Source organism: Microbacterium enclense, from assembly GCA_038182865.1.
GTDB classification, from domain to species: domain Bacteria; phylum Actinomycetota; class Actinomycetes; order Actinomycetales; family Microbacteriaceae; genus Microbacterium; species Microbacterium enclense_B.
In genome coordinates this window covers 1,031,903-1,054,629 of the sequence record CP116226.1, presented here as the reverse complement: position 1 = coordinate 1,054,629, position 22,727 = coordinate 1,031,903, and the positions used below count along the sequence as shown (strand labels likewise).

Genomic DNA, 22,727 nt, shown 5'->3' with positions numbered 1-22,727 from the left:
TCACACCACCAGTCGGTACCCCATGCCCTGCTCGGTGAGCAGGTGCACGGGCGCCGACGGGTCGGCCTCGAGCTTCTTGCGCAGTTGCGACATGTAGAGCCGGAGGTACCCGCTGTCGGCGACCTGCTCGCTCGCCCAGATCTCCTTCAGCAGGGTCTGCCGTGTGACGAGTGAGCCGGGGTTTCGGGCCAGGAACTCCAGCATCCGCCATTCGGTCGGCGTGAGGTGCACGCGGGCACCGTCGCGCAGCACCGCCTTGGCGGCCAGGTCGACCTCGACGGACCCGAAGCGCACGACCGACTCCCCGGGCGAGGGGGGCGGTGCGACGCGCGTGCACGCGCAGTCGGGCGAGCAGCTCGTCGATCTGGAACGGCTTAGTGACGTAGTCGTCAGCGCCCGCATCGAGCGCGTCGACCTTGTCGGCCGAGCCCGTGCGCCCCGAGACCACGATGATCGGAGCACTCGTCCACCCGCGCAGCGCCTGGATCACCTGCACGCCGTCGAGGTGCGGCATCCCGAGATCCAACAGCACGATGTCGGGGTGAGCGTGCGCGGCCAGCGTGATCGCAGCCGCCCCGTCGGCCGCGGCCACGACGTCGTAGCCGTGGGCGGCGAGCGTGATGCGCAACGCCCGGACCAGCTGCGGGTCGTCGTCGGCGATCAGGATCTTCACGGGGCGTCCTTTCGAGGAGCGGATGCCGCGGGCCGGGCGTCCGGTTCGCGCGGGGCGCGGGGCACCCTGATCCCGGATGCCACATCCGCGGCGCTGCTCGAGCGGGAGCCCGCGGTGGCGTCGGTGGTGGCGTCGGCGATCGGCAGCGCCACCACCATCGTCAGACCGCCCCCGGGGGTGTCCTCGGGGGTCAGGGTTCCGCCCATCCCCTCGGCGAAGCCGCGGGAGAGCGCGAGGCCGAGGCCGAGGCCCGCGGTGTTGTCGGTGTCGCCGAGGCGCTGGAACGGCGAGAACATGTCGTCGCGGCGCTCCGCGGCGATGCCCGGTCCGTGGTCGATCACGCGGATCTCGGCGATGCCGCCGAGACGGCTCGTCGCGATCCGCGCGCGTCCGCCGGCGGGCGTGTAGCGCTGGGCGTTGGCGAGGACGTTGACGAGCACGCGCTGCAGCAGCACGCCGTCGGCGCGCAAAGACGGCAGGTCGGGATCGAGCGCGAGCTCCACCTCGTCGGGGCCGAGGCCCAGCTCGTCGAGGGCCGCGATCACGACGTCGGCGGCGTCGACGGGCGCGAGCGACACGGCGAGGACCCCCGCCTGTACCCGGCTGACGTCGAGAAGGTCTGTGACGAGTACCGAGAGGGTCGCGAGGCTCTCGTCCGCCGTTTCGAGCAGTTCTCGGCGATCGTCGTCCGACAGGTTGTCGCCGGCGGCGCGGAGTCCTCCGAGGGCGGCGACGGCGGATGCCAGGGGGCGCCGAAGGTCATGGCTGACGGCCGAGAGCAGGGCGCTGCGCACCTGGTCGGTCTCCGCCAGTGCCCCCGCCTCGGCGGCGGTCTCGGCGAGATCGGCGCGTTCGAGGGCGGCGGCGAGCTGAGCGACGACGACATCGAGGAGGCGGCGGCCGCCGGCATCCAGGTCTCCGCCGTGAAGTTCGAGGGTCGCGCGGCCGTCGCCGACCGGCATCGTGGTGCGCCGATCGTCGCGGACGGGCTCCCCGTCGGTGGCGAGCACGCGACCATCGGCGGCGAGCAGGCGCACCCCGGAGAGGCCGAAGGCTTCGCGTGCGCGGCTGACGAGCGCGGGCACAGCACTCTCCCCGCGCAGCACGCTGCCGGCCACGGTCGCGAGCAGCTCGGCTTCGGCGGCCGCGCGGCGGGCGGCGCGGGCACGGCGTGCGGCCTGGTCGACGACGATGCTCACGAGCATCGCGATCACGACGTAGAGCACGAGCGCGATCGCGTGGACGGGGTCGCTGATCGTCACGGTGTACAGCGGCGCGATGAACAGGAAGTCGAGGGTGACCCCCGACAGCACGGCCGCGAACACCGCCGGCCAGATGCCGCCGATCAGCGCGACGACCACGACGAGCAGCTGGTAGGAGAGGACGTCGGTGGTGATCGAGTCGTCGGAGCCGGTGGCCAGCAGGAGCAGCGAGATGAGGGGGCCGCCCACGAGCGCCGTGACGAAGCCGAGGATGCGCCGCTTCGCGCTCAGCGCGGGCCCGGAGAGGCGGGGGAGGGCGAACCGGCCGCCGGCGCGCGCGTGGTTGACGATGTGCACGTCGATGTCGCCGGAGGCGCGGATGACGGTGTTGCCGATGCCGGGCCCGGTCAGGGCGGCGCCGAGGCGACCGCGCCGGCTGACGCCGATCACGAGCTGCGAGGCGTTGACCGAGCGGGCGAAGTCGACGAGTGCCGTGGCCACGTCGTCGCCGATGACCTGGTGGTACGTGCCGCCGAGCTGCTCGACGAGTGCGCGCTGCTGGTCGAGGGCGCCGGGCGTGCTCGCGCGCAGGCCGTCCTGGCTCGACACGTGCACCGCGAGCAGTTCGCCGCCGGCCGAGCGCGCGGCGATACGCGCGCCGCGGCGGAGGAGCGTCTCTCCCTCCGGGCCGCCGGTCAGCGCGACCACCACGCGCTCACGGGCCTGCCACGACCCCTCGATTCCCTGTTCGACGCGGTAGCGCTGCAGGGCGGAGTCGACCTCGTCGGCGAGCCACAGCAGCGCGAGCTCGCGCAGCGCCGTGAGATTGCCGAGGCGGAAGTAGTTCGACAGGGCCGCGTCGATGCGCTCCGCGGGGTACACCGAGCCCGCCGCGAGCCGGTCGCGCAGCGACTGCGGTGCCAGGTCGACGACCTCGATCTGGTCGGCGGCGCGGACGACGGCATCCGGAACCGTCTCGCGCTGCACGACCCCGGTGATCTTCTCGACGACATCGTTCAGTGAGGCGATGTGCTGCACGTTGACCGTCGTGATGACGTCGATCCCGGCGTCGAGCAGCTCGTCGACGTCGATCCAGCGCTTGTCGTTGCGTGAGCCGGGGGCGTTGGTGTGCGCGAGCTCGTCGACGAGGGCGATTCGCGGATGCCGTTCGAGCACGGCGTCCAGGTCCATCTCCTCCAGGGCGACTCCGCGATGGGCGACGGTGCGACGCGCGACGACCTCGAGGCCGTCGGCCTGGGCGGCGGTGGCGGCACGACCGTGTGTCTCGACGACGGCGATGACGACATCGCGGCCCTCGTCACGGAGGCGACGGCCCTCTTCGAGCATCTCGTACGTCTTGCCCACGCCCGGCGCCATGCCGAGCAGCACGCGCAGCGTGCCGCGCTTCACGGCCGCCCTCCCGCGCCCCGGGCCCCTGAGCTCGTCGACGGGCCCGTGACTCGCGCGTGACGCCGCCGCCGCGCGGGGAGCGCGACGGCGGGGGACGCGACGACAGCCATGTCAGCGATTCTCGTCGCTCATCGTGCGTCGAGTGCGCGATTCAGCTCGAACACGTTCACGCGGGGATCGCCGAGATACCCGAGGTCACGCGGCAGCGTGTGCGCGGCGACGAGTGCCTCGACGTCGGACGCCGGGATGCCGCGGGCCTCGGCGACCCGCGCGACCTGGCGTTCGGCGTTGGCGACGGAGATGTCGGGGTCGAGGCCGGAACCGGAGGCGGTGACGGCGTCGGCGGGGATCGAGCCGTCGCCGTTCAGGGCGAGGAAGTCCGACCGCCCCTGCTGGATCGAGGCGATGAGGTCGCTGTTCTCCGGGCCGAGGTTCGAGCCGGTCGAGGCGCCGGCGTCGTAGGAGGCGGCGGACGGACGCGACTGGAAGTACTGCGGGAGCGCTCGGCCGTCGGCATCCTGGAACGACTGCCCGATCAGCGTCGAGCCGATCACGGCGCCGTCGGCGGAGCGGACGAGCGAGCCGTTGGCCTGGAACGGCAGGGCGACCTGCCCGATCGCCGTGATCAGGAGCATGTAGCCGACACCGAGCACGGCGGTGAAGACGAGCATCGCGCGGACGGCGACGCCGGCGGTACGCAGGGTGGTGCGCATGACGGGGCCTTTCAGAAGCCGGGGAGCAGGCTCACGACGAGGTCGATGAGCTTGATGCCGATGAAGGGGACGAGGACGCCGCCGAGCCCGTAGACGAGCAGGTTGCGGCTGAGGATGCTCGACGCGCTCGCCGCGCGGTATTTCACTCCGCGCAGGGCGAGGGGGATGAGCACGATGATGACGATCGCGTTGAAGATGATCGCGCTGAGCACCGCGGATGCCGGCGACGACAGCTGCATGATGTTCAGGACCGCGAGGCCCGGGAAGACGCCCATGAACATCGCCGGGATGATGGCGAAGTACTTCGCGATGTCATTGGCCAGCGAGAACGTCGTGAGCGCGCCGCGCGTGATGAGCAGCTGTTTGCCGATGCGGACGATGTCGATGAGCTTGGTCGGGTCGCTGTCGAGGTCGACCATGTTGCCGGCCTCCTTCGCGGCCGAGGTGCCCGTGTTCATCGCGACACCCACGTCGGCCTGCGCCAGGGCGGGGGCGTCGTTCGTGCCGTCGCCGGTCATGGCGACGAGGTTGCCGCCCTCCTGCTCGCGCTGGATGAGCGCGAGCTTGTCTTCGGGGGTGGCTTCGGCGAGGAAGTCGTCGACGCCGGCCTCGGCGGCGATGGCCTTCGCGGTGAGCGGATTGTCGCCCGTGATCATCACGGTGCGGATACCCATCGCGCGCAGTTCGCCGAAGCGCTCGCGCAGGCCGTCTTTGACGACGTCCTTGAGGTGGATGACGCCGAGCACGCGCCCGCGGTCGTGCGAAACTCCTGAGGAATCGGGGGCCAGGGTCGCCACCACCAGCGGGGTTCCGCCGGACTCGGCGATCTCGTTCGTGAACTTCAGGAGTTCGGCACGGGTGGCGTCGGGCACCGTCGCGCCCTGACCGTCGAGCCAGGCCACCACGGCGGATGCCGCGCCCTTCCGCACCTGCGTGCCGTCGACGAGGTCGAGGCCGCTCATGCGGGTCTGGGCCGTGAAGGGCACGGGCTCCGCGCCCCGGGGCATCTCGGCGACGATGCCCCGCGCGGCGGCCAACTCGACCACCGAGACCCCCTCGGGCGTGGGGTCGGCCTGCGACGACAGCGAGGCGTACTCCGCCAGCTCCGGCCCGCCGACGCCCTTCAGGGGCACGAACGCCGAGGCCCGCCGGTTGCCGTAGGTGATGGTGCCGGTCTTATCCAGCAGCAGCGTGGTGACGTCTCCCGCGGCCTCGACCGCGCGGCCCGACATGGCCAGGACGTTCCGCTGCACGAGACGGTCCATGCCCGCGATGCCGATCGCGCTCAGCAGCGCCCCGATGGTCGTGGGGATGAGGCAGACGAGCAGCGCCACGAGCACGGGGATCGAGACGGGCGACGCGGCGTAGGACGCGATGGGGTTCAGCACGAGAACCACGACGACGAAGACGATCGACAGGCTCGCGAGCAGGATGTTCAGCGCGATCTCGTTCGGCGTGCGCTGGCGCGAGGCGCCCTCGACGAGCGCGATCATCCGGTCGACGAAGGTCTCGCCGGGCTTGGAGGTGATTCTCACCACGATCCGGTCGCTGAGCACGCGCGTACCGCCGGTGACGGCGCTGCGGTCGCCGCCCGATTCGCGGACGACCGGGGCGGACTCGCCCGTGATCGCCGACTCGTCGACGGTCGCGATGCCGTGCACGATGTCGCCGTCGCCGGGGATCAGCTCGCCCGTCTCGACGAGCACGACGTCGCCGACGCGCAGGTCGCCCGAGGGGACGTCCTCGGTCGCGGCGTTCCGGGCCGCGGGATCCGCGGGGGAGTACGCGACCACGCGGCGGGCCGAGGTCGTCGTGCGGGTCTTGCGCAGGGTCGCCGCCTGCGCCTTGCCGCGGCCCTCGGCCACCGACTCGGCGATGTTCGCGAAGAACACCGTGAGCCACAGCCATACGGCGATGCCCCACGTGAACCCGAAGGGCAGGCCGGTGTCACCGCCGAGGAACGGTTCGGCCAGGGCGATCAGCGTCGTCAGGGCCGCACCGACCCACACGAGGAACATCACGGGGTTGCGCCACTGCGCGGCAGGGTTGAGCTTCCTCGCCGCGCCCGGCAGGGCGGCGACGATCTGCGCGGCGCTGAACGCGCGGCGCGGGGCTTCGGCGGCGGGCGCTTCGGCGGCCGGGATGTGGGTCAGGGTGGACATCAGCGAACAAGTCCTTCAGCGAGGGGTCCGAGGGTCAGGACCGGGAAGTAGGTGAGGGCCGTCACGATCACGGCCACGCCGGCGAGCAGACCCGCGAACTGCGGGCGGTGCGTCGGCAGGGTTCCGGCCGTGGCCGGCACGGCATCCTGAGCCGCCAGCGCTCCGGCCAGGGCCAGCACGAAGACGATCGGGAGGAAGCGCCCCAGCAGCATCGCTACGGCCAGCGCCGTGTTGAACCACGGGGTGTTGGCCGTGAGCCCCGCGAACGCGGAGCCGTTGTTGTTCGCCGCCGAGGTGAACGCGTAGAGCACTTCGCTCAGGCCGTGCACGCCCGGGTTGAGGATCGAGGTGCTTTCGACGTCGGAACGGATGCCGGGAACCCCGAAGCTCAGCGCGGTCCCCGCCAGCACGAGGGTGGGCGTGACGAGGATATACAGGCTCGCGAGCTTGATCTCGCGCGGGCCGATCTTCTTGCCGAGGTACTCGGGCGTGCGGCCGATGAGCAGCCCGCCGACGAACACGGCGATCACGGCGAGGATGAGCATGCCGTACAGGCCCGACCCGACGCCGCCGGGGGCGACCTCGCCGAGCATCATGTTGATCATCGGCATCCCGCCGCCCAGCGCCGTGTAGCTGTCGTGCATCGAGTTCACGGCGCCGGTCGAGGTGAGCGTGCTGGTGGAGCCGAACAGCGTCGAGCCGAAGATGCCGAAACGCACCTCCTTGCCCTCCATCGCGCCGCCCGCGAGCTGGGGCGCGGTGCCGGCGCCGGCCATCTCGGCCCAGGTGAGCAGGGCGGTGGAGGCCACGAAGATCGCGCCCATCACGCCCAGGATCGTGTACCCCTGGCGGTCGTCGCCGACGATGCGGCCGAAAGCGCGGGGGAGCGAGAACGGGATCACGAGCATGAGGAAGATCTCGAACAGGTTCGTCCAGGGCGTCGGGTTCTCAAACGGGTGGGCGGAGTTGACGTTGAAGATGCCGCCGCCATTCGTGCCGAGCAGCTTGATGGCCTCCTGCGAGGCCACCGGCCCACCCGGGATGGACTGGGCCGCGCCCGCGAGGGTCGTGGCATCCGTGAACCCGGTGAGGTTCTGGATGACGCCACCCGCGAGCAGCACGATCGCGGCGATCACCGAGAACGGCAGCAGCAGGCGGTAGGTGCCGCGGACGAGGTCGACCCAGAAGTTGCCGATCACGCCGCTGCGTCGGTACGCGAAGCCGCGGACGAGAGCGACGGCCACGGCGATGCCGACGGCGGCGCTCACGAAGTTCTGCACCGTGAGGGCGGCGAACTGCGCGGTGTAGCCCAGGGTGGTCTCGCCGCCGTACGACTGCCAGTTCGTGTTGGTCACGAACGAGATGGCGGTGTTGAACGACAGGGCCTCGCTCGGCGCCTCGAGACCCAGCGAGAACGGCAGCACCGTCTGCAGACGCAGGAGCGCGTAGACGATCACGACGCCCACGAACGAGAAGAGCAGCACCGAGCGCAGGTACGCCTGCCAGGTCTGCGCGCCGCGCGGGTCGACGCCGATCAGGCGGTAAGTGCCGCGCTCGACGGCGAGGTCGCGCTCGCCGGTGTAGATGCGGGCGATGTAGTCGCCCAGCGGGCGGTAGGCCAGGCCCAGGGCGACGAGCAGCGTGAGGCTGGTCAGGACGATGGACCAGATGGTTCCGGCATCCATGTCAGAACTTCTCGGGGCGGACGAGGGCGACCACGAGGTACACCACGGCGGCGACCGCGAGCACGGCGGCCAGGATGGAGAAGAAGATCACGAGTGCTCGCCTCCGCGCCCTGAGGGGCGGGCGGACGAGGGGCGGGCCTCAGGGCCGAGCTTCTCGACCCCCTTGGCGACGAGGGCGACCAGCGCGAAGAGCGCGACAGTCGCGGCGAGGAAGACGGCATCGAGCACGACGACTCCAGGATGAAGACAGGGCCGCGGCGGACCGCGGGCGCCGCGGGGCGGCACATCTGTCGATCAAACGCGCCCGGGGCGTGGCATCCGGGCATCCTCACGGTTTCCCTACGGGTCGGTGACCGACGCATACGGCGTTCTTACGGGCGCGCGGGGTCGGCCCACCGCGTGCGGGCTCGCCCCGTGCCCGGGGCGGCGTCCGCGCGGGCGTTCCGTTCGCGAGACTGCACCTCGCTGACCTCTCCGTTGCAGGCTGACGCCGACTTGTCAGCCGGATGCCGTCTCGACGCTGCCCGGGCCAGGAGAGCCGCCGACCGCGCATGATGGAGGCATGGCCGAGAACGACGTGCGCGTGAGCGCGGGGCTGGTGATCCCCGCGGCCGAGCTGTCATGGCGCTTCTCGCGCTCATCGGGTCCGGGGGGACAGGGCGTGAACACCGCCGATTCGCGCGTGGAGCTGATGTGGGATGCCAGGGCCTCGACGGCGCTGTCACCGGTCCAGCGCGAGCGGCTCATCGAGCGCCTCGGGAACCGGCTCGTCGACGGGGTGCTGACGATCGCGGCGTCGGAGCACCGCCATCAGCTGCGCAACCGCGACGCCGCGCGCGAGCGCCTCGCCGCGCTCGTCGCCGAGGCCGTGCGCGCTCCCGCTCCGCCGCGTCGCGCGACGAAGCCGACGCGAGGGTCGACCGAGCGCCGCCTGCGCGCGAAGCAGCGCCGCACCGACGTCAAGAGGCTGCGCCAGCGCCCGACCGACTGAGCCCGCGGAGCTCGAGCGCCCGCCCGCCCGCGCGCCCGCGCGCCCCAGCCCGTTGAGTGTCCAAAACACCCGGACGATTTTCTGAGGCGTCCGGGTGTTTTGGACACTCAACGCGTCTGGCACGGTGCGGAGTGACCTCGCGGCGGGACCGCCGACGACATCCCGACCGAAGCGGCGCTCCCGGCGCGTCAGCTCCCCGCGCCCGCCCCGGCCCCGTCGCCCTCGGCGCGTCGCCGCCGCACCTGCTCCTCGAGGTCGGCGAGATGCATCTCTCGCTCGAGGTCGGCGATCTGCTGCTCCGTGCTGCGGGCGTCATACGGGCGCGGCGCCGGGGAAGGCTCGGGATTCTTCTGCCAGCGCCGCGGGTCGCCGAACGACATCGGCGCGGACCGCGGCTCGTACTCGCGCCCGATCGTGAACCAGAGGATCGAGCCGATCAGCGGCAGCAGCACGATGAAGAACACCCACACGAACTTGGGCATGTGCTTCACCTGGTCGTCGCGGCGCGTGATGGCGTCGATCAGCGCGATCACCATGACGGCGAGGGTCAGCAGGGCGAGGATCGGCATGGCATCCACCCTGCCCGAGACGCGCGGCCCCGTCCACCGTCCTCGCGGGCGGGGCGCCGCGGAGCGAGGCGGGCGGAGACGGGGCGGGCCGAACTCCTGACTTTTCGCGCGCACGGCGTCTGCGGGGCCGTTCTCTCCGCTCGAACCCTGCGTTTCTCAGGAGTTCGGCCCGCCTGAGGGCGGCGACAGCACCCGGACCCGCGAGCCGACGACGCCGAGCGCCCCCGCCGGGGGGACGGGGCGTCGGGCAGGACTCAGGATGCCGCGTCGCCGGACGTCTTCCGGGGACTCCGCGCCGGCACCTGGGCCACCGGCTGACCACCGCGCTGTTGGCCGGGGAGGGGCCGCGAGCGACGGCCGTAGATGACCTCGGACGAGTCGAGCAGCCACGGCACGAGGGTGATCGACACGCCGTGCACGAGCATGAGCTGCTGCGCGAGGCGACGGGACCGGCGGTTGTGCAGGATCGACTCCCACCAATGCCCCACGATGAACTGCGGCAGGTACACCGTCACGACCGAGGAGCCGTGCTTCTCACGGTAGGTCTTGATGAAGCTCGACACCGGCGAGGTGTAGGTGCGGTACGGCGATTCGATGATGACCAGCGGGATGGGCATGTCGTGCTCGGCCCATTCGCGCTGCAGGCTTGCCGACTCTTCGTCGGTGATCGCCACGTGCACCGCCAGCGTCTTGTCGTGCTTGGCGGCGAGGGCGTAGTCGATGGCCTTCATGACCGGCTTCTGCAGACGGTTGACGAGCACGATCGCGACGTCACCCGTGGCGCCGAAGTGGACGGTGTCGTCCATCTGGATCTCGTGCTCGACGTCGCGGTAGTACCGGTTCACGCCCACCATGAGCACCGCGAGGATCGGGATCGCGATGAACACCAGCCACGCACCGTGCGTGAACTTCGTGATGGTGACGATCAGCAGCACGAGCACCGTCATGCCGGCGCCGACCGAGTTGATCCACAGGCCCGAGACCGCCGAGCGCCGTTCGATCGCGGCGGACTGCTGCTTCGCCGCCTCGGGGGGCAGCTCTCGCAGGCCGCGCAGCGCGCGGCGCCAGTGCTTGACCATGCCGAGCTGACCCAGCGAGAACGAAACGAAGACGCCGATGATGTACAGCTGGATCAGCGTCGTGAGGTTGGCCTGATAGACGATCAGCACCCCGATGGCGACGATGCCGAGGATGATCATGCCGTTCGAGTACACGAGGCGGTCGCCGCGGGTGTTCAGCGCCTTCGGGGCGTAGCCGTCGCGGGCGAGGACCGCGCCGAGCAGCGGGAAGCCGTTGAACGCGGTGTTGGCCGCGAGCAGCAGCACGCACGCGGTGGCGGCCTGGATGATGAAGAACGGGATGCTTCCCATGCCGAAGGTGGCTGCCGCGACCTGCGCCATGAGACTCGGCTGCGGGTTGTTGGCGCAATCGAAGCCGATGAGGTGGCAGGGGTTCTCGGCGTAGTGCACGCCCGAGATGAGCGCGAGGATCGTGAGGCCCGCGAACAGCACGATCGCGATGCCGCCCATGAGCGTCAGCGTCGTCTGGGCGTTGCGGATCTTGGGCTTGCGGAATGCGGGCACGCCGTTCGACACGGCCTCGACGCCGGTCAGCGCCGAGCACCCGCTCGAGAACGCGCGGAGGATGAGCAGGATGAGCGCGGCTTGCGTCAACGACTCGGCCTGCACCGCGTAGTCGGCGCTGGACGCGTGCGGGGCGTCGCCGAGCACGGTGCGAACCAGGCCGACGACGATCATCACGCCCACCGAGCTGATGAAGAGGTAGGTCGGAATCGCGAAGACGCTGGAGGCTTCCCGGACTCCGCGGAGGTTCACGATCACGATGAGGATCACGAAGCCGACCGCGATCTCGACGCGGAACGGGTTCAGCTCCGGCAGCGCCGAGATGATGTTGTCAACCCCGGATGCCACCGACACGGCGACCGTGAGGACGTAGTCCACCAGGAGAGCCGCGGCCACGATGACCCCGGGCACTTCGCCGAGGTTCTTGCTCGCGACCTCGTAGTCGCCACCCCCGGAGGGGTATGCCTTGATGAGCTGCCGGTAGCTCAGCACGACCACGACGAGAAGCACGATGACCGCCACGGCGACCCACGGGCTGAGCGTCAGCAGGGCCGTTCCGCCGATGAGGAGGATCATCAGCAGCTCCTGCGGCGCGTAGGCCACGGAGGAGAGGGCGTCGGAGGCGAAGATCGGCAGCGCCATCTTCTTGGGCAGGAGCTGCTCGTCGAGTTTTTCCGACGTCAGAGGCTCGCCGATGAGGATGCGCTTGGCCATCGGCGTCTCCACGCCGGGCTCGCGACTTTCTTCAGTCACGGCGCGCGACATTACGCGCACTGGGGGCTGTGCGCAATCTGACGCGCAGCCGTTCACGCCATGGTCGCCAGACCGTGATGATGGGGGTTTCGGATGCCGCCGCCCTCACCGCCGTCACAGAGGCGGGCATCCGGCGCCGGCGGCGGTGACCGCGACGAAGGCTGCGAACGCATCGGCACCCTCATGGTCGTCGGCGCTGACGGTGACGACCGTGTCCTCGACGAAGATCACCAGCTGCCCGTACGCCCCGTGCAGGCGCCATGCCGCGCCGGGCCCGTCCCACCCGGACAGGGCGTAACGGCGGTAGCCATCGCCCTGGCCGCCGGTGTCGACCCAGCCCGAGTGCATGGCATCCACGATCCCCGCCGAGACCAGACGACGCCCGCGCCAGACACCCCGGTCGCGGATCAGCTGACCGAGGCGGGCCATCTCGTCCGTGCGCAGGGCGAGACCCTCGCCGCCGAGCACGCGCCCGTTCGGGCAGCGTGCCCACGCGACGTCGTCGAGTCCGAGCGGCGCGAACAGCCGCGGCCTCAGGTACTCCTCGATATCGCCGACGCGTCGCGACAGCGCGTGCATCGCCGTGTAGCTGCTGGCATTGGAGTACTGGAAGACCCGGCCGCGTGAGGGACGCGACAGGAACTCGACCGCGAGATCGGGCCAATCGGTCATGAGCGTCGGGGACCACGGGAAATCGACGCCGCTCGTCATCGTGAGGAGGTTCCGGAGGGTGAAATCCCGGTCGCCCGCGGCCTCGATGTCGGCGATCGGTTCATCGAGCGACACGAGACCCTCGTCGACCGCGATCCCGGCGGCGAGCACGCTCACCGCCTTGGCGACCGAGTGGATCTCTTCCCGCTCGTCGGGGGTCCAACGGTATGCGGCGGTCTCGTCGCCCACGCGCACGTGCAGGCCGTGTGCCCGGAAGCCGGTCTCCTCGATCCGCCGGACGAGGATGTCGCGCAGGTGATCGGCGTGCGTCATGTCTCCAGGCTACGAGGGGGTGCGCACACGGGTGAGGGGCCCGTGCGGGTACCGGGCGTTCCCTAGGATCGCGGGGTGCACAACATCGTCGGGTCCGGCGTTCTCGCCATCATCGCGGGGGCCGTCGTGGCGTTGCTCGCCTTCGTGCCGTTCGTCGCCGTCAGCTATCGCCGCCGGGGGCGCCTCACGGTCGGACGCACGCTCCTGTGGGCGGGGGCGGCGGTCTACTTCTGGGCGATCTGGACCTACACGCTCATCCCGATGCCCGCGAGCGACGACTACCGCTGCGCCGGCGTCAACCTGCGTCCGTTCGAGTTCGTCGACGACATCCGCGCCGCCGTCGCGGTCTCGGGCCGCTACCTCACCGACCCGACCGTGCTGCAGGTGGTGCTCAACGTCCTGCTGTTCGTGCCGCTCGGGTTCTTCCTGCGCGTGCTCGGGGGGCGTGGCATCCTGGTCGCCGGTCTCGTGGGCCTCGCGACGACCGGCCTCATCGAGACCACCCAGCTGACCGGTGTGTGGGGGCTGTACCCCTGCGCGTACCGCGTGTTCGACGTCGATGACCTCATCGCCAACACCTCGGGGGCCCTGCTCGGCTCGTTGGCCGCCTTCGTCGTTCCGCGGAAGAACCGCGGTGCCGACCGGACTCCGGATGCCGAGGTCCCCCGCCGCGTCACGCGCCGCCGCCGGCTGCTCGGCATCCTGTGCGACGTGCTCGGCATCGCTCTCGTCGGCATCGCCGTGTCGGTGATCGTGCAGGCGGCCGTGACGCTGCTGTTCGGCGACACGGCGACGTTCCGCACCGACGAGGTCGCTTCGCTTGCGGGGACGGCGGTGTCGGCGGGCGTGTGGTTTGTCGTCGTGCTCGTGACCGGTCGGTCGATCGGCGACCTGGCCACGCGCGTGCGCTACACGAACGGGGTGCTTCCGGCGTGGGTCGCCCGCCCTCTGCGCTTCCTCACCGGAGCGGGCGCCTTCACGGTGCTCGAGGCGCTCCCGACGCCGTTCTCGCTGCTCGCCTTCCTGCTCGCGGCCACCACCGTGGTGCTGCTGTTCGTCTGGCCCGACGGACGCGGGCTCACCGGCTGGGTCGGCCGTCGACGCCTGGTGGACGACCGCGAGGGCGTCGTGAGTCCCTCGGTCGATCGCGGTGCCGCGCCGACGCCGCGATGACGAGCTTTGCCATGGCTCGATGACGCCCTCGCCGAGATAGCGTGTCCCGCATGGGGGAGCCGCTGACGGCCGCGGATGCTCGCATCCTGGCGCTGGAGTCCGACGTCGTTCGCGGGCACGCGCTGAAGCTGCTGATCCTCGATCCGGGCGGAGCGCTCGACCTCGAGACGGTTCGCGCGAGTGTGGCCGAACGGCTCCCGGCCTTTCCGCGCGGGCGGCACATCGTGGTCGACGACGACGGCGTCCCCTCCTGGGAAGAGGCGGAACATGTCGACCTCGCGCATCACGTCCGCCAGCGCCCCGCCGCCGACCCGGCCGAGCTGCGCGCTGTCGTCGGGCAGCTGATGTCGGAGCCGCTCGACCACGGCCGCCCGCTCTGGAGCATCGACCTCATCGGACCGCTCGCCGATGGACGCGAGGCGATCGCGGTCCGTCTGCACCATGCCGTCGCCGACGGACTGACCGCCGTGCGCTTCCTCGAGTCGGTGGTCCTCGAGCCGCATGATGCTCCCGCGCACGAGGTCGGCATCCGCGATCCCGACGCCCGACCGTCTCGCTGGAGCGAATGGGAACGGATGCCGCTGACCCTCGCCCGCGAGCTCGGTCACCCCGGCTCGCACTCGCCGTTCGACCGCCCCCTCACCGCGCGCCGCGCTCTCGCGTTCGTCGACGTGCCCCTCGCGGAAGCGCGAGCGGTGGGTGCCGCGCGGCCCGAACACGCCACGGTGAACGACGTCCTCCTCGCCGTCATCGCCGGTGCCCTGCGCCGCCGCCTGCGCGAGCACGGCCACGTCCCGCGCCTGAACGCCCAGGTGCCGGTGAGCCTGCACGAACGCGGCGAGGACGCCGTGGCATCCGGCAATCGTGACTCGTTCGTCGACGTCGGCCTGCATCTGCACGAGGGCGACGACGCGCGGCGGCTCGACCTGATCAGCGCCGACACCCGCGCCCGCAAGCACGGCCGCGACGCTCGCGTGCTCGACGAGCTGTTCCACGCGCTCGCCGCGACCGGACCCGTCGGCGCGGCCTTGCGCGGGCTCGCCGACGACCCGCGGGAGTTCGCGCTCGCCGTGTCGAACGTGCCCGGCCCCCGCGTCGCGGTGTCGGTCGGAGGACGCCGCGTCGGGCACGTCTACACCTCGTCGGAGCCGAGCCCCCGGCACGCGCTGCGGGTCGCCGCGATCTCGAACGACCGCTGGCTGGGCATCGGCTTCTGCGTCGATCCCGACGCTGTTCCCGACGTCGAGCTCCTCGCCGACGCCGCACACGACGCGTGGGAAGCGCTCCGCACGGCTGTGTCGTGAACGGTGCGCCTCGCGCCGTGACGCCACCTAGGCTGGCGGGAGGGAGTGAGATGTCGTCGAGAGCGGGGCGCGCGCAGCGCGGAGGACGCGGAATCGCCGCGGCCTCTGTGGCGACCTTCGTCGCGACCGTCTCCCACGCGGCGGTGAGCGCCCAGCTGCCACCTGCGATGAACATCGCCCTTGCGCTGTGCCTCGCGGCTCCCGTGTGCGTGGCCCTCGCCGGACGCGCGCCGTCGTGGTGGCGGCTCTCGGCCGCCGTCGTGCTCAGCCAGGCACTGTTCCACGCCTTGCTCACCCTCGACCTCGAGGGCGGCGGTTCCGTCTCGGGTGGGGCGCATCACGGCTCCGGCGCGCTGCTCCTGGATGCCGCGGCCTCGGCGCCGACGACCATGACGCACACCACGCATTCGGCGTGGATGTGGGCCGCGCACGCCATGGCGGCGGCCGTCACCGTCCTCGCCCTCGGGCGGGACGAGCGCGCGGTGCGCGCGATCGCGCGATTCGTCGGGGCGGCAGCGCGAGCTCTGCGCCCGGTGCGACGACCGTCGCCGGCCGAACCCGCGATGCTCGCGGCCCCCGATTCTCCGCTGCTGCCGACCGCCCTGACGGTGCTGTCGCCGATGAGGCACCGGGGTCCGCCGCGCGCGGCGTGACCTCGACCCCTCATCCTTCGCGCCCGCCGCGTCTGTTCGGCGTGCGCATTCGCAGAAAGCAGCATCATGTCTCGCAAGACCACTCTTCGTCGTACCCTCGTGGGCCTCGCCGCCGGCGCCGCCCTCGCGGTCGGGGTGCCCTTGGCGGCATCCGCCCACGTCACGGTGAACCCCAACACGGCCACCCCGGGCAGCTACGCCACCGTGAACTTCCGGGTGCCGACCGAGTCGGAGACGGCATCCACCGTGAAGATCGCAGTGACCCTGCCCACCGACACCCCGCTGAGCGCCGTGCTCGTACAACCGGTGCCGGGCTGGACCGCCACCGTCGAGAAGGGGGCGCTGCCCGCGCCCGTCGAGGTGGAGGGCAACACCCTCACCGAGGCGCCGTTGAAGATCGTGTGGCAGGCCGATCCGGGGGTCGGAATCGGTCAGGACCAGTTCCAGATCTTCTCCGCCGTGCTCGGCCCGGTGCCCGACACGGGGCACCTCGTCCTCCCCGCGGAGCAGACCTACTCCGACGGGTCCGTCGTCGACTGGGCGGCGACGCCCGACGAGGTCGCGGCCGACGACTCGCTGGAGCCGGCACCCGTGCTGTACGTCAACGACACCCCGCCGACCGCCGAGCACAGCCACGGCGCCGCGTCGGCGGCCCCGTCGTCGAAGGGTCATGACGCGGATGCCATGGCATCCGGTTCCTCGTCGGACTCGTCGGACGTCGCGCTCGGTCTGAGCATCGCCGCGCTCGTCGTCGGCGCGATCGGCGCCGTGCTCGGGGCTCTCGCGTTCGCCCGTCGCCCGAAGCGCGGCTGAGCGTGGGCGTGTCGAACGCCCTCGTGCGCACCGTGGCGATCGCGGCGATCGCGCTGGGCGCGGTGCTCGGTGGGGCGCAAGCCGCCTCGGCGCACGACAGCCTCGAGTCGACGTCGCCCGCCTCGGGCGCGACGGTGTCGTCGCCGTCGGAGGTGTCGCTCGACTTCAGCGCCAACCTGCTCGGGTACGACGGCGGCAACATCGTCGTCGTGCTCGGGCCGGACGGGCGCCACTACGAGACGGACTGCGTCGCCCTGTCAGGGTCGACCTTGACCGCGCCGGTCGCGCTCGGGGCCGCCGGCGAGTATCAGGTGGAGTGGCGGGCGGTCTCGTCCGACGGGCACCCCATCTCGGGGTCGTTCTCCTTCACCTCCACGACAGCGGGCTCGTCGGCGGGGGCCGGGCAGTCTCCCTGCGCGGCCGCGGTCAGCGCGGGGGGAGAGTCGTCGGCCGCGTCCGACACCGCTCAGACCGGCGGCATGTCGGGCCTCACCCTGGGGCTCGTCGTCGGCGGGGGCGTCGTGGTGCTCGTCGGCGTCGTGGTCGTCGTCATCCTCCGCACGCGTTCGCGCGAGGAGTGAGCCGGCACCGCGGTGCCACCGTCCTGCGGAAGTGGGGTGGTGGTGCCGCGGCGCGGGTGGCGTCCCGTGAAGGGGGTGGCACCGCGGTGGTGACCGGTACCGTCCCGCGGAGTCGCCCGCGGACACGCCGGGGGACGGCATCCGGAACCGGCGTTTCTCGAGGGAAGTCCGCCAGACGGTCGGGCGTGCGCGCGGGGGAGTCCGCAGGACGGTCGGGCCTGCACGAAAGTCCGCAGGAGCGCGCGGAGCGGGATGCCGTGGTCTAGAGGTCTTGCCCCGACACCGAGAACGTGTCGCAGGAGTTCACGCCGCCCTGGCGCCCGGCGTCGAACCACCGCTGGCGCTGCTCGCTCGAGCCGTGCGTCCAGCTCTCGGGGTTGATGCCGCGACCCGACTCGGCCTGGATGTGGTCGTCGCCGACGGCTGCCGCGGCCGCGAGGGCGTCGGTGATCTGCTGCTGCGTCGGCGGTTCGAGGTAGGGCGTGCCGTTCTCGTCGACCTGCGTGCCGGCGTCGGCGACCCAGGCGCCCGCGAAGCAGTCGGCCTGCAGTTCGGTCCGCACCCCGTTGCTGTCGGGACCGGTGCCGTTGTCGGGGTGCTCCTGCATGACGCCGATGAGGTTCTGCACGTGGTGGCCGTACTCGTGCGCGAGCACGTAGAGCTGCGCGAGGGGCCCGGCGGTGGTGTCGTACTGCTCGCGGAGGATCGCGAAGAACGTCGGGTCGACGTAGACCGTCTCGTCGGGCGGGCAATAGAAGGGGCCGGTGGCGTTGGACGCGGTGCCGCACGAGGTGCTGGTCGCCTGATCGACGATGATCAACTGCGGCTTGCGGTAGCCGTCGAGGCTCGCCTCCCAGAACTGATCGATGTTGAGGGATGCCGCCGCCAGACGGCACGAGTCGTCCCTGTTCGCGTCGGCCCCTGTCTCGCAGTTGGCGATGGCCTCGCCGCCCGTCTCGGGGCCCGCGGGAGCGCCGCCGTTGCCAAGAAGACCGGTCAGGTCGGTGCCGGTGAAGAGCGAGAACAGCAGCACGACGATGCCGCCGAGCCCGACGGCTCCGCCGCCCACCGCGGCGACGGTCCCGCCACGGCGCTTCGCTGAATTGCCCCCGACCCGGGCGTTGTCGTTGAACGTCACGTCGACACGGTACGCCCGTGGCGCGGCGGTGACATCGGCCTTGCGCCGAGGCGTCCGGCACGTTCCGCGTTCGCGAAACGCCTCCTCAGACGATGCGCCGGACCGCAGCGTCGGCGGACGGCGGGGCGGTGCTCTCGCGCACGACGAGCTGCGGTCGTTCCGAGGAGAAACGACGGCCCGTCTCGCCCGCGATCTCGTTGAGCAGCAGCTGGAGGCCGCGCCGGCCCAGGCCCGCGAAATCCTGATCCACCGTCGTCAACGGCGGCGTCCAGAGAGCCGCCAAGGGGTGGTCGTCGAAGCCGGCCACGGAGATGTCGTCGGGAACGCGACGACCGGATGCCACGATCCCGCGGATCACGCCCATGGCGATCTCGTCGTTGCCGCAGAAGACGGCGGTGACCGTCGGGTCTTCGGCGAGGCGTCGACCGATCTCGATTCCGGAACGCGGGTCCCACGACGCGTCGCTGAGCGGGGGGATGACGGCACCGCGGTGCTTCAGCGCCCGTCGCCACCCCGTCGTGCGGCCGTCCTCGCGGCGGGAAGGCGGTACGCGCACGTGGTGCACGGTGGCATGGCCGAGGTCCAGCAGATGATCCGTGAGTTCCTCGGCCGCTCGCGTCTCGTCGAGCACCGCTTGACGCAGGCCCGGCTCCCGCACGCCCGACAGCGCGACCAGGGGGAGCGATTCGGGGATGCGGTGGAGCGCGGCCACGCCCGGCGGGTCGAACTTCAGCACGCAGACACCGGCGAGGGGCTGGGCCAGGGTCGCTGCGATCGCACGATCGATCTCGGCTTCGTCCGTGCTCTCGACGACCGTGATCATCACCGTGTAGTCCTCGGCCCGCGCCGCTTCCTCGATGCCCCGGATGGTCTCGGCGTACCCGTACTGCGAGGTGTCGCCGGCGATGACCGCGACCACCTGCGCCTTACGCGACGCGAGGACGCGGGCCGCGGCGCTGGGGCGGAAGCCGAGCGCCGCGATCGCGGCCTCGACGGCCTCGCGCTTCGCGGTGCTGACCTTCGCGGCCCCGGTCAACACGCGCGAGACGGTCGGCACCGACACCCCCGCTCGCGCTGCCACGTCGGCGATCGTCGCCGGCTTGGTGCGGGGGTTCTCCATCGTGCTCCGTCGGTGTGACGCGGCGAGGGTCATTTGACGGCGCCGCTGGTGATGCCCGAAATGATCTTGCGCTGGGCCACCATGAACGTGATCAGCAGGGGCAGGCTCATCAGGATGATGTACGCGAAGATCAGATGCCAATTCTGAAGATACAGACCCGCACTCGCCACCTGGTACAGGTTCAGAGGCAACGTGTCCAGACGCCCGCCGACGACGAAGAGGGCGTAGAACACGTCGTTCCAGATGTACAGGCAGATGAGGATCGTCGCCGTCGCGAGCACGGGCATCAGCAGCGGCAGGATGATCTTCACGAAGACGCGCACCGGTGAGGCCCCGTCGACACGGGCGGCCTCCTCGAGCTCGATCGGGATCGTGCGGACGAAACCCGTCACGAAGAAGATCACGGTCGACATGTACATCCCCATGTAGACGCCGATCATGCCGATCGCGGTGCCGGCGAGACCCAGTTGGCGCAGCAGCAGAACGATCGTGACGACGGCCGGGGGGAGAACGATGCCGCTGATCGCGACGGCGTAGACGAACGCGAGACCGCGCGAGCGACGGCGCCCGAGGATCCACGCCGCCATCGAGCCCAGGATGAGCACACCCAGCACGGCCGGCACCATCACGAGCACGCTGCCGCCGAAGGCGGCGATCATGCGACCGTCGCCGACGACGGTGGCGATGTTGTCGAACAGTCGCCACTCCGACGGGAAGGCGAGCGTGGGGACGAATGCTTCGGCCTGGGTCTTGGACGCCGTCACGACCGTCAGATAGAACGGCACGCCGAGCAGAGCGACGGCGACGACGATCGCGGCAGCGGGCTGGAGCCGGCGCGCGATCGGTGAGCGGCGCCGGGGTGGGCGCGCGGCGCGCCCCGTCGTGAGGGTCATGGTCTCGGTCACAGCACGTCCTCCCGCTTGCGCAGAATCCGGATGACGGGGAAGGCCAGCACGGCGACGACCAGGAAGAGCACGAGGCTCATCGTGGTGGCCTGAGCGAAGAGGCCCTGGCCGAACGTCCGGAAGATGAAGATGTTGAGCAGTTCGGTGGTCCCGCCCGGACCCCCCGCGGTGGTCGCCTGCACGATGTCGAATCCGTTCATCGAGCCCAGCAGCGCGGTGGCGACGTTGAAGGTGACGGCGGGCGCGATCAGCGGGAAGCGGATCCGTCGGAAGGTCGTCCACCACCCGGCGCCGTCCAGGCGCGCCGCTTCGATCACGTCGTCGCTGATCGTCTTGAGCCCCGCGAGGTAGATGAGCATCGACAGGCCCATCCACTTCCACGCGTGGATCAGGGCGACCACGACGATCGTCCACGTCGTGCTTCCGAGCCAGGCGACGTCGATGTTCTGCCCGGTGAGGGTGCTCAGGATGCCGTTGAGCGCACCGTCGGGCTTGAGCATGGCCTGGAAGATGTAGCCGACCGCGAGCGCCGACATGATCACGGGCACGAAGAACGCCACCCGCAGAGCGCGGTTGACGCGGGTGTCGCGTTCGAGGAGCAGCGCCAGAGCCAGGCCGAAGAGGTTCTGGAAGATCGCGACGAGCACCGCGTAGACCAACGTCACGGTCAGTGCGTTGACGAGCGACCCGTTGGAGAACAGTGACACGAAGTTGTCGGGGCCGACGAAGTCGATGGAGCTTTTGAAGCTCGACCAGTTCGTGAAGGCGTAGACGAAGTTGAACACCGTCGGGACGGCGAAGAACACCACCAGCACCGCCAGGGCCGGTAGGAGGAACCACAAGGGATGGTCCTTCTTGTGCCGCCCGCGCGCCGGAACGTGCGCCGATCGGGGCGGGGGCGTCACCGTGCGGGGACGCTCGAGTGTGGAAGTCATGTCGTTCCTCCGGGAGGGGAGGCGTCGAGCGCGCGCTCGACGCCCCCGAGTGGATCAGAAGCCGGGAGCTCCGATTGCCTTGGCGAGTTCCGCGAACTGCGCCTGGGTGGCCTCTGCAACCTGCGCGGAGGTCTTCGTGCCCTGGATCATGTCGCCGAGGTTGAGGTACAGGTCGGGGTTGGCCACGGCCAGCGCCTGCATCGAGCCGACCGAGTCGCCGAGCGAGTCGCTCACCGCGAGCAGCGCATCGGGGACCTCGGGCGACGAAGGGACGTCGCTCTGGAGCGAGACGGTCTTCTGCGCGTTCACGAAGTCGGCGTATCCGTCGCCCAGCCAGTAGGACAGGAGCTGACGCGCGGCCGCTTCGCGCTTGGCATCCCCCGTCTTGAACGCGACGAGGGCGTTCGCCTGATCCGGGATGAAGGTGCCGACATTGCCCGACGGAGAGATGGGGAAGAACCCGATCTTCTCGTTCAGCTCGGCGGTGTCGGCGAGCGACTGCAACTGCCCGAAGTACGAGTTGACCTGCACGGCCATGGCGGCCTTCCCCGAGAGAAGGGCGGGTCCCTGGTCCTCGAAGGTCGCGGTCTTCAGATCCGCGTTGAAGAGGCCCTCCTGGATGAGACCCTGATATGTGTCGATCGCGCCCTGGATGGTCGGATCGGTGAACTTCTCCTCGTTCTTGTTCACGCGGTCCCACAGGCCGTCCTTGGCGGCGTCGGCGAGCTGCACCTGCACCCACCACTGGGTAGCCCAGGGGGCGCCGCCGCCGAAGTCGAAGAAGGGGGTCACGCCGGAGCTCTTCAGCTGGCGTGCCGTGGCGAGGAACTCGTCCCAGTTGCCCGGCGTCGTGGTGATGCCCGCCTTCGCGAACACCTCCTTGTTGTAGTAGACGCCCTCGACGGCGGGGGTCGTGATGAGGGCCGCGTACCGGGTCCCGTTCAGGATGCCGGTGATGTCCTTCAGCTCGGGGCTGTACGCGTCGATGAACGGCGCCCCATCGAGCGCCTGCAGGTTGGTCGAGGCGTTGAGGGCCGTCAGCTGCGAGGCCGTCGGCTGCCAGAAGGCGAGGTCGGGCTTGTCGCCGGTGGCGACCTTGGTCTGCACACTCTGCTCGTACGGGTCGGGGATGGTCACGACGTCGACCGTGGCGCCGGTCGCGGCTTCGAACCCCTTCACGACGCTCTCGGGGATCGAGTTCGAGTTCTGCGCCGCCCAGATCGTGAGCGTGGTGCCGTCGAGCTTCGTGTCCTGCGCGGGCCAGTCGGCGGGGGCTGCGTTGCCGCCGCCGGCGCCCGGGTCCGAGCAGCCGGCCAGGGCGAGAGCTGCCACGGCGGTGAGCGCCGTGGCGGCAAAGAACCGCTTCTTCATTGAATTGCT

The 22,727-nt window shown here is 70.8% G+C and carries 20 protein-coding genes and 1 pseudogene; 6 read left to right on the top strand and 15 right to left on the bottom strand.

What is annotated here, in order from left to right; all coding sequences use genetic code 11:
• The 7 genes and pseudogenes from PIR02_04880 to PIR02_04850 form a co-directional block, all read right to left on the bottom strand.
• Nucleotides 1-673, bottom strand: a pseudogene (locus PIR02_04880) (response regulator).
• Nucleotides 670-3,285 (bottom strand): DUF4118 domain-containing protein, encoded by a 2,616-nt coding sequence (locus PIR02_04875; GenBank protein ID WZH38001.1) that lies wholly within the window; start codon nucleotides 3,283-3,285, stop codon nucleotides 670-672. Before PIR02_04875 ends, PIR02_04880 begins: the two are co-directional and overlap by 4 nt.
• A gap of 128 nt (nucleotides 3,286-3,413) precedes the next feature.
• Nucleotides 3,414-3,998, bottom strand: a complete 585-nt coding sequence (gene kdpC / locus PIR02_04870; GenBank protein ID WZH38000.1) for a potassium-transporting ATPase subunit KdpC — start codon at nucleotides 3,996-3,998, stop codon at nucleotides 3,414-3,416.
• 11 nt (nucleotides 3,999-4,009) lie between these two features.
• Nucleotides 4,010-6,160, bottom strand: coding sequence for a potassium-transporting ATPase subunit KdpB (gene kdpB / locus PIR02_04865; protein ID WZH37999.1), 2,151 nt, complete (start codon nucleotides 6,158-6,160; stop codon nucleotides 4,010-4,012).
• Nucleotides 6,160-7,845, bottom strand: coding sequence for a potassium-transporting ATPase subunit KdpA (kdpA, locus tag PIR02_04860; GenBank protein ID WZH37998.1), 1,686 nt, complete (start codon nucleotides 7,843-7,845; stop codon nucleotides 6,160-6,162). The genes kdpB and kdpA overlap by 1 nt, the downstream gene beginning before the upstream one ends.
• Before the next feature lies 1 nt (nucleotide 7,846).
• Nucleotides 7,847-7,936 (bottom strand): K(+)-transporting ATPase subunit F, encoded by a 90-nt coding sequence (gene kdpF, locus PIR02_04855; protein WZH37997.1) that lies wholly within the window; start codon nucleotides 7,934-7,936, stop codon nucleotides 7,847-7,849.
• Complete coding sequence (locus PIR02_04850; protein WZH37996.1) at nucleotides 7,933-8,073, bottom strand: hypothetical protein; 141 nt, start codon at nucleotides 8,071-8,073, stop codon at nucleotides 7,933-7,935. Before PIR02_04850 ends, kdpF begins: the two co-directional genes overlap by 4 nt.
• A 334-nt stretch (nucleotides 8,074-8,407) precedes the next feature.
• Between PIR02_04850 and arfB the strand changes: the two genes are divergently transcribed.
• The gene (arfB, locus tag PIR02_04845; protein WZH37995.1) at nucleotides 8,408-8,836 is read left to right on the top strand and encodes an alternative ribosome rescue aminoacyl-tRNA hydrolase ArfB; all 429 of its coding nucleotides are present in this window, start codon (nucleotides 8,408-8,410) and stop codon (nucleotides 8,834-8,836) included.
• A 188-nt stretch (nucleotides 8,837-9,024) separates the two neighbouring features.
• Here the strand turns inward: arfB and PIR02_04840 are convergent, their stop codons facing one another.
• From PIR02_04840 to PIR02_04830, 3 genes are all read right to left on the bottom strand, one after another.
• Nucleotides 9,025-9,405, bottom strand: a complete 381-nt coding sequence (locus tag PIR02_04840) for a PLD nuclease N-terminal domain-containing protein (protein WZH37994.1) — start codon at nucleotides 9,403-9,405, stop codon at nucleotides 9,025-9,027.
• 254 nt (nucleotides 9,406-9,659) lie between these two features.
• Entirely contained in the window at nucleotides 9,660-11,753 is a 2,094-nt protein-coding gene (locus PIR02_04835; GenBank protein WZH37993.1) for an APC family permease, read from the bottom strand.
• A gap of 102 nt (nucleotides 11,754-11,855) precedes the next feature.
• Nucleotides 11,856-12,725 carry a serine hydrolase gene (locus PIR02_04830; protein WZH37992.1) on the bottom strand — a complete coding sequence of 290 codons (870 nt, stop codon included), beginning with the start codon at nucleotides 12,723-12,725 and terminating at the stop codon, nucleotides 11,856-11,858.
• Between the two features lie 75 nt (nucleotides 12,726-12,800).
• Here PIR02_04830 and PIR02_04825 point away from each other — a divergent pair, with 75 nt between their 5' ends.
• The 5 genes from PIR02_04825 (at nucleotide 12,801) to PIR02_04805 (ending at nucleotide 17,249) form a co-directional block, all read left to right on the top strand.
• Nucleotides 12,801-13,898, top strand: coding sequence for a VanZ family protein (locus tag PIR02_04825; GenBank protein WZH37991.1), 1,098 nt, complete (start codon nucleotides 12,801-12,803; stop codon nucleotides 13,896-13,898).
• Nucleotides 13,899-13,948: 50 nt separating this feature from the next.
• Nucleotides 13,949-15,202 carry a wax ester/triacylglycerol synthase family O-acyltransferase gene (locus PIR02_04820; protein WZH37990.1) on the top strand — a complete coding sequence of 418 codons (1,254 nt, stop codon included), beginning with the start codon at nucleotides 13,949-13,951 and terminating at the stop codon, nucleotides 15,200-15,202.
• 50 nt (nucleotides 15,203-15,252) lie between these two features.
• The gene (locus PIR02_04815) at nucleotides 15,253-15,855 is read left to right on the top strand and encodes a hypothetical protein (protein ID WZH37989.1); all 603 of its coding nucleotides are present in this window, start codon (nucleotides 15,253-15,255) and stop codon (nucleotides 15,853-15,855) included.
• A 66-nt stretch (nucleotides 15,856-15,921) separates the two neighbouring features.
• Nucleotides 15,922-16,668 carry a YcnI family protein gene (locus PIR02_04810; protein ID WZH37988.1) on the top strand — a complete coding sequence of 249 codons (747 nt, stop codon included), beginning with the start codon at nucleotides 15,922-15,924 and terminating at the stop codon, nucleotides 16,666-16,668.
• An 8-nt stretch (nucleotides 16,669-16,676) separates the two neighbouring features.
• Nucleotides 16,677-17,249 carry a copper resistance protein CopC gene (locus PIR02_04805; GenBank protein WZH37987.1) on the top strand — a complete coding sequence of 191 codons (573 nt, stop codon included), beginning with the start codon at nucleotides 16,677-16,679 and terminating at the stop codon, nucleotides 17,247-17,249.
• A gap of 262 nt (nucleotides 17,250-17,511) precedes the next feature.
• Here PIR02_04805 and PIR02_04800 read toward each other — a convergent pair whose 3' ends face one another.
• The 5 genes from PIR02_04800 to PIR02_04780 form a co-directional block, all read right to left on the bottom strand.
• Complete coding sequence (locus PIR02_04800) at nucleotides 17,512-18,387, bottom strand: neutral zinc metallopeptidase (protein WZH37986.1); 876 nt, start codon at nucleotides 18,385-18,387, stop codon at nucleotides 17,512-17,514.
• Nucleotides 18,388-18,472: 85 nt separating this feature from the next.
• Nucleotides 18,473-19,507 carry a LacI family DNA-binding transcriptional regulator gene (locus PIR02_04795; protein WZH37985.1) on the bottom strand — a complete coding sequence of 345 codons (1,035 nt, stop codon included), beginning with the start codon at nucleotides 19,505-19,507 and terminating at the stop codon, nucleotides 18,473-18,475.
• Between the two features lie 29 nt (nucleotides 19,508-19,536).
• On the bottom strand, nucleotides 19,537-20,412 hold the full coding sequence (locus PIR02_04790; protein WZH37984.1) for a carbohydrate ABC transporter permease: 876 nt from the start codon (nucleotides 20,410-20,412) through the stop codon (nucleotides 19,537-19,539).
• Nucleotides 20,409-21,347, bottom strand: coding sequence for a sugar ABC transporter permease (locus PIR02_04785; GenBank protein WZH37983.1), 939 nt, complete (start codon nucleotides 21,345-21,347; stop codon nucleotides 20,409-20,411). Before PIR02_04785 ends, PIR02_04790 begins: the two co-directional genes overlap by 4 nt.
• A gap of 54 nt (nucleotides 21,348-21,401) precedes the next feature.
• Nucleotides 21,402-22,718 carry an ABC transporter substrate-binding protein gene (locus tag PIR02_04780; GenBank protein ID WZH37982.1) on the bottom strand — a complete coding sequence of 439 codons (1,317 nt, stop codon included), beginning with the start codon at nucleotides 22,716-22,718 and terminating at the stop codon, nucleotides 21,402-21,404.
• Between the last annotated feature and the right edge of the window lie 9 nt (nucleotides 22,719-22,727).

Coding starts and splice junctions, on each gene's coding strand:
- kdpC (WZH38000.1), bottom strand. CDS start 3,998: ATGCGCACCACCCTGCGTACCGCCGGCGTCGCCGTCCGCGCGATGCTC.
- kdpB (WZH37999.1), bottom strand. CDS start 6,160: ATGTCCACCCTGACCCACATCCCGGCCGCCGAAGCGCCCGCCGCCGAA.
- kdpA (WZH37998.1), bottom strand. CDS start 7,845: ATGGATGCCGGAACCATCTGGTCCATCGTCCTGACCAGCCTCACGCTG.
- arfB (WZH37995.1), top strand. CDS start 8,408: ATGGCCGAGAACGACGTGCGCGTGAGCGCGGGGCTGGTGATCCCCGCG.
- PIR02_04840 (WZH37994.1), bottom strand. CDS start 9,405: ATGCCGATCCTCGCCCTGCTGACCCTCGCCGTCATGGTGATCGCGCTG.
- PIR02_04835 (WZH37993.1), bottom strand. CDS start 11,753: ATGTCGCGCGCCGTGACTGAAGAAAGTCGCGAGCCCGGCGTGGAGACG.
- PIR02_04830 (WZH37992.1), bottom strand. CDS start 12,725: ATGACGCACGCCGATCACCTGCGCGACATCCTCGTCCGGCGGATCGAG.
- PIR02_04820 (WZH37990.1), top strand. CDS start 13,949: ATGGGGGAGCCGCTGACGGCCGCGGATGCTCGCATCCTGGCGCTGGAG.
- PIR02_04815 (WZH37989.1), top strand. CDS start 15,253: ATGTCGTCGAGAGCGGGGCGCGCGCAGCGCGGAGGACGCGGAATCGCC.
- PIR02_04810 (WZH37988.1), top strand. CDS start 15,922: ATGTCTCGCAAGACCACTCTTCGTCGTACCCTCGTGGGCCTCGCCGCC.
- PIR02_04795 (WZH37985.1), bottom strand. CDS start 19,507: ATGGAGAACCCCCGCACCAAGCCGGCGACGATCGCCGACGTGGCAGCG.
- PIR02_04785 (WZH37983.1), bottom strand. CDS start 21,347: ATGACTTCCACACTCGAGCGTCCCCGCACGGTGACGCCCCCGCCCCGA.
- PIR02_04780 (WZH37982.1), bottom strand. CDS start 22,718: ATGAAGAAGCGGTTCTTTGCCGCCACGGCGCTCACCGCCGTGGCAGCT.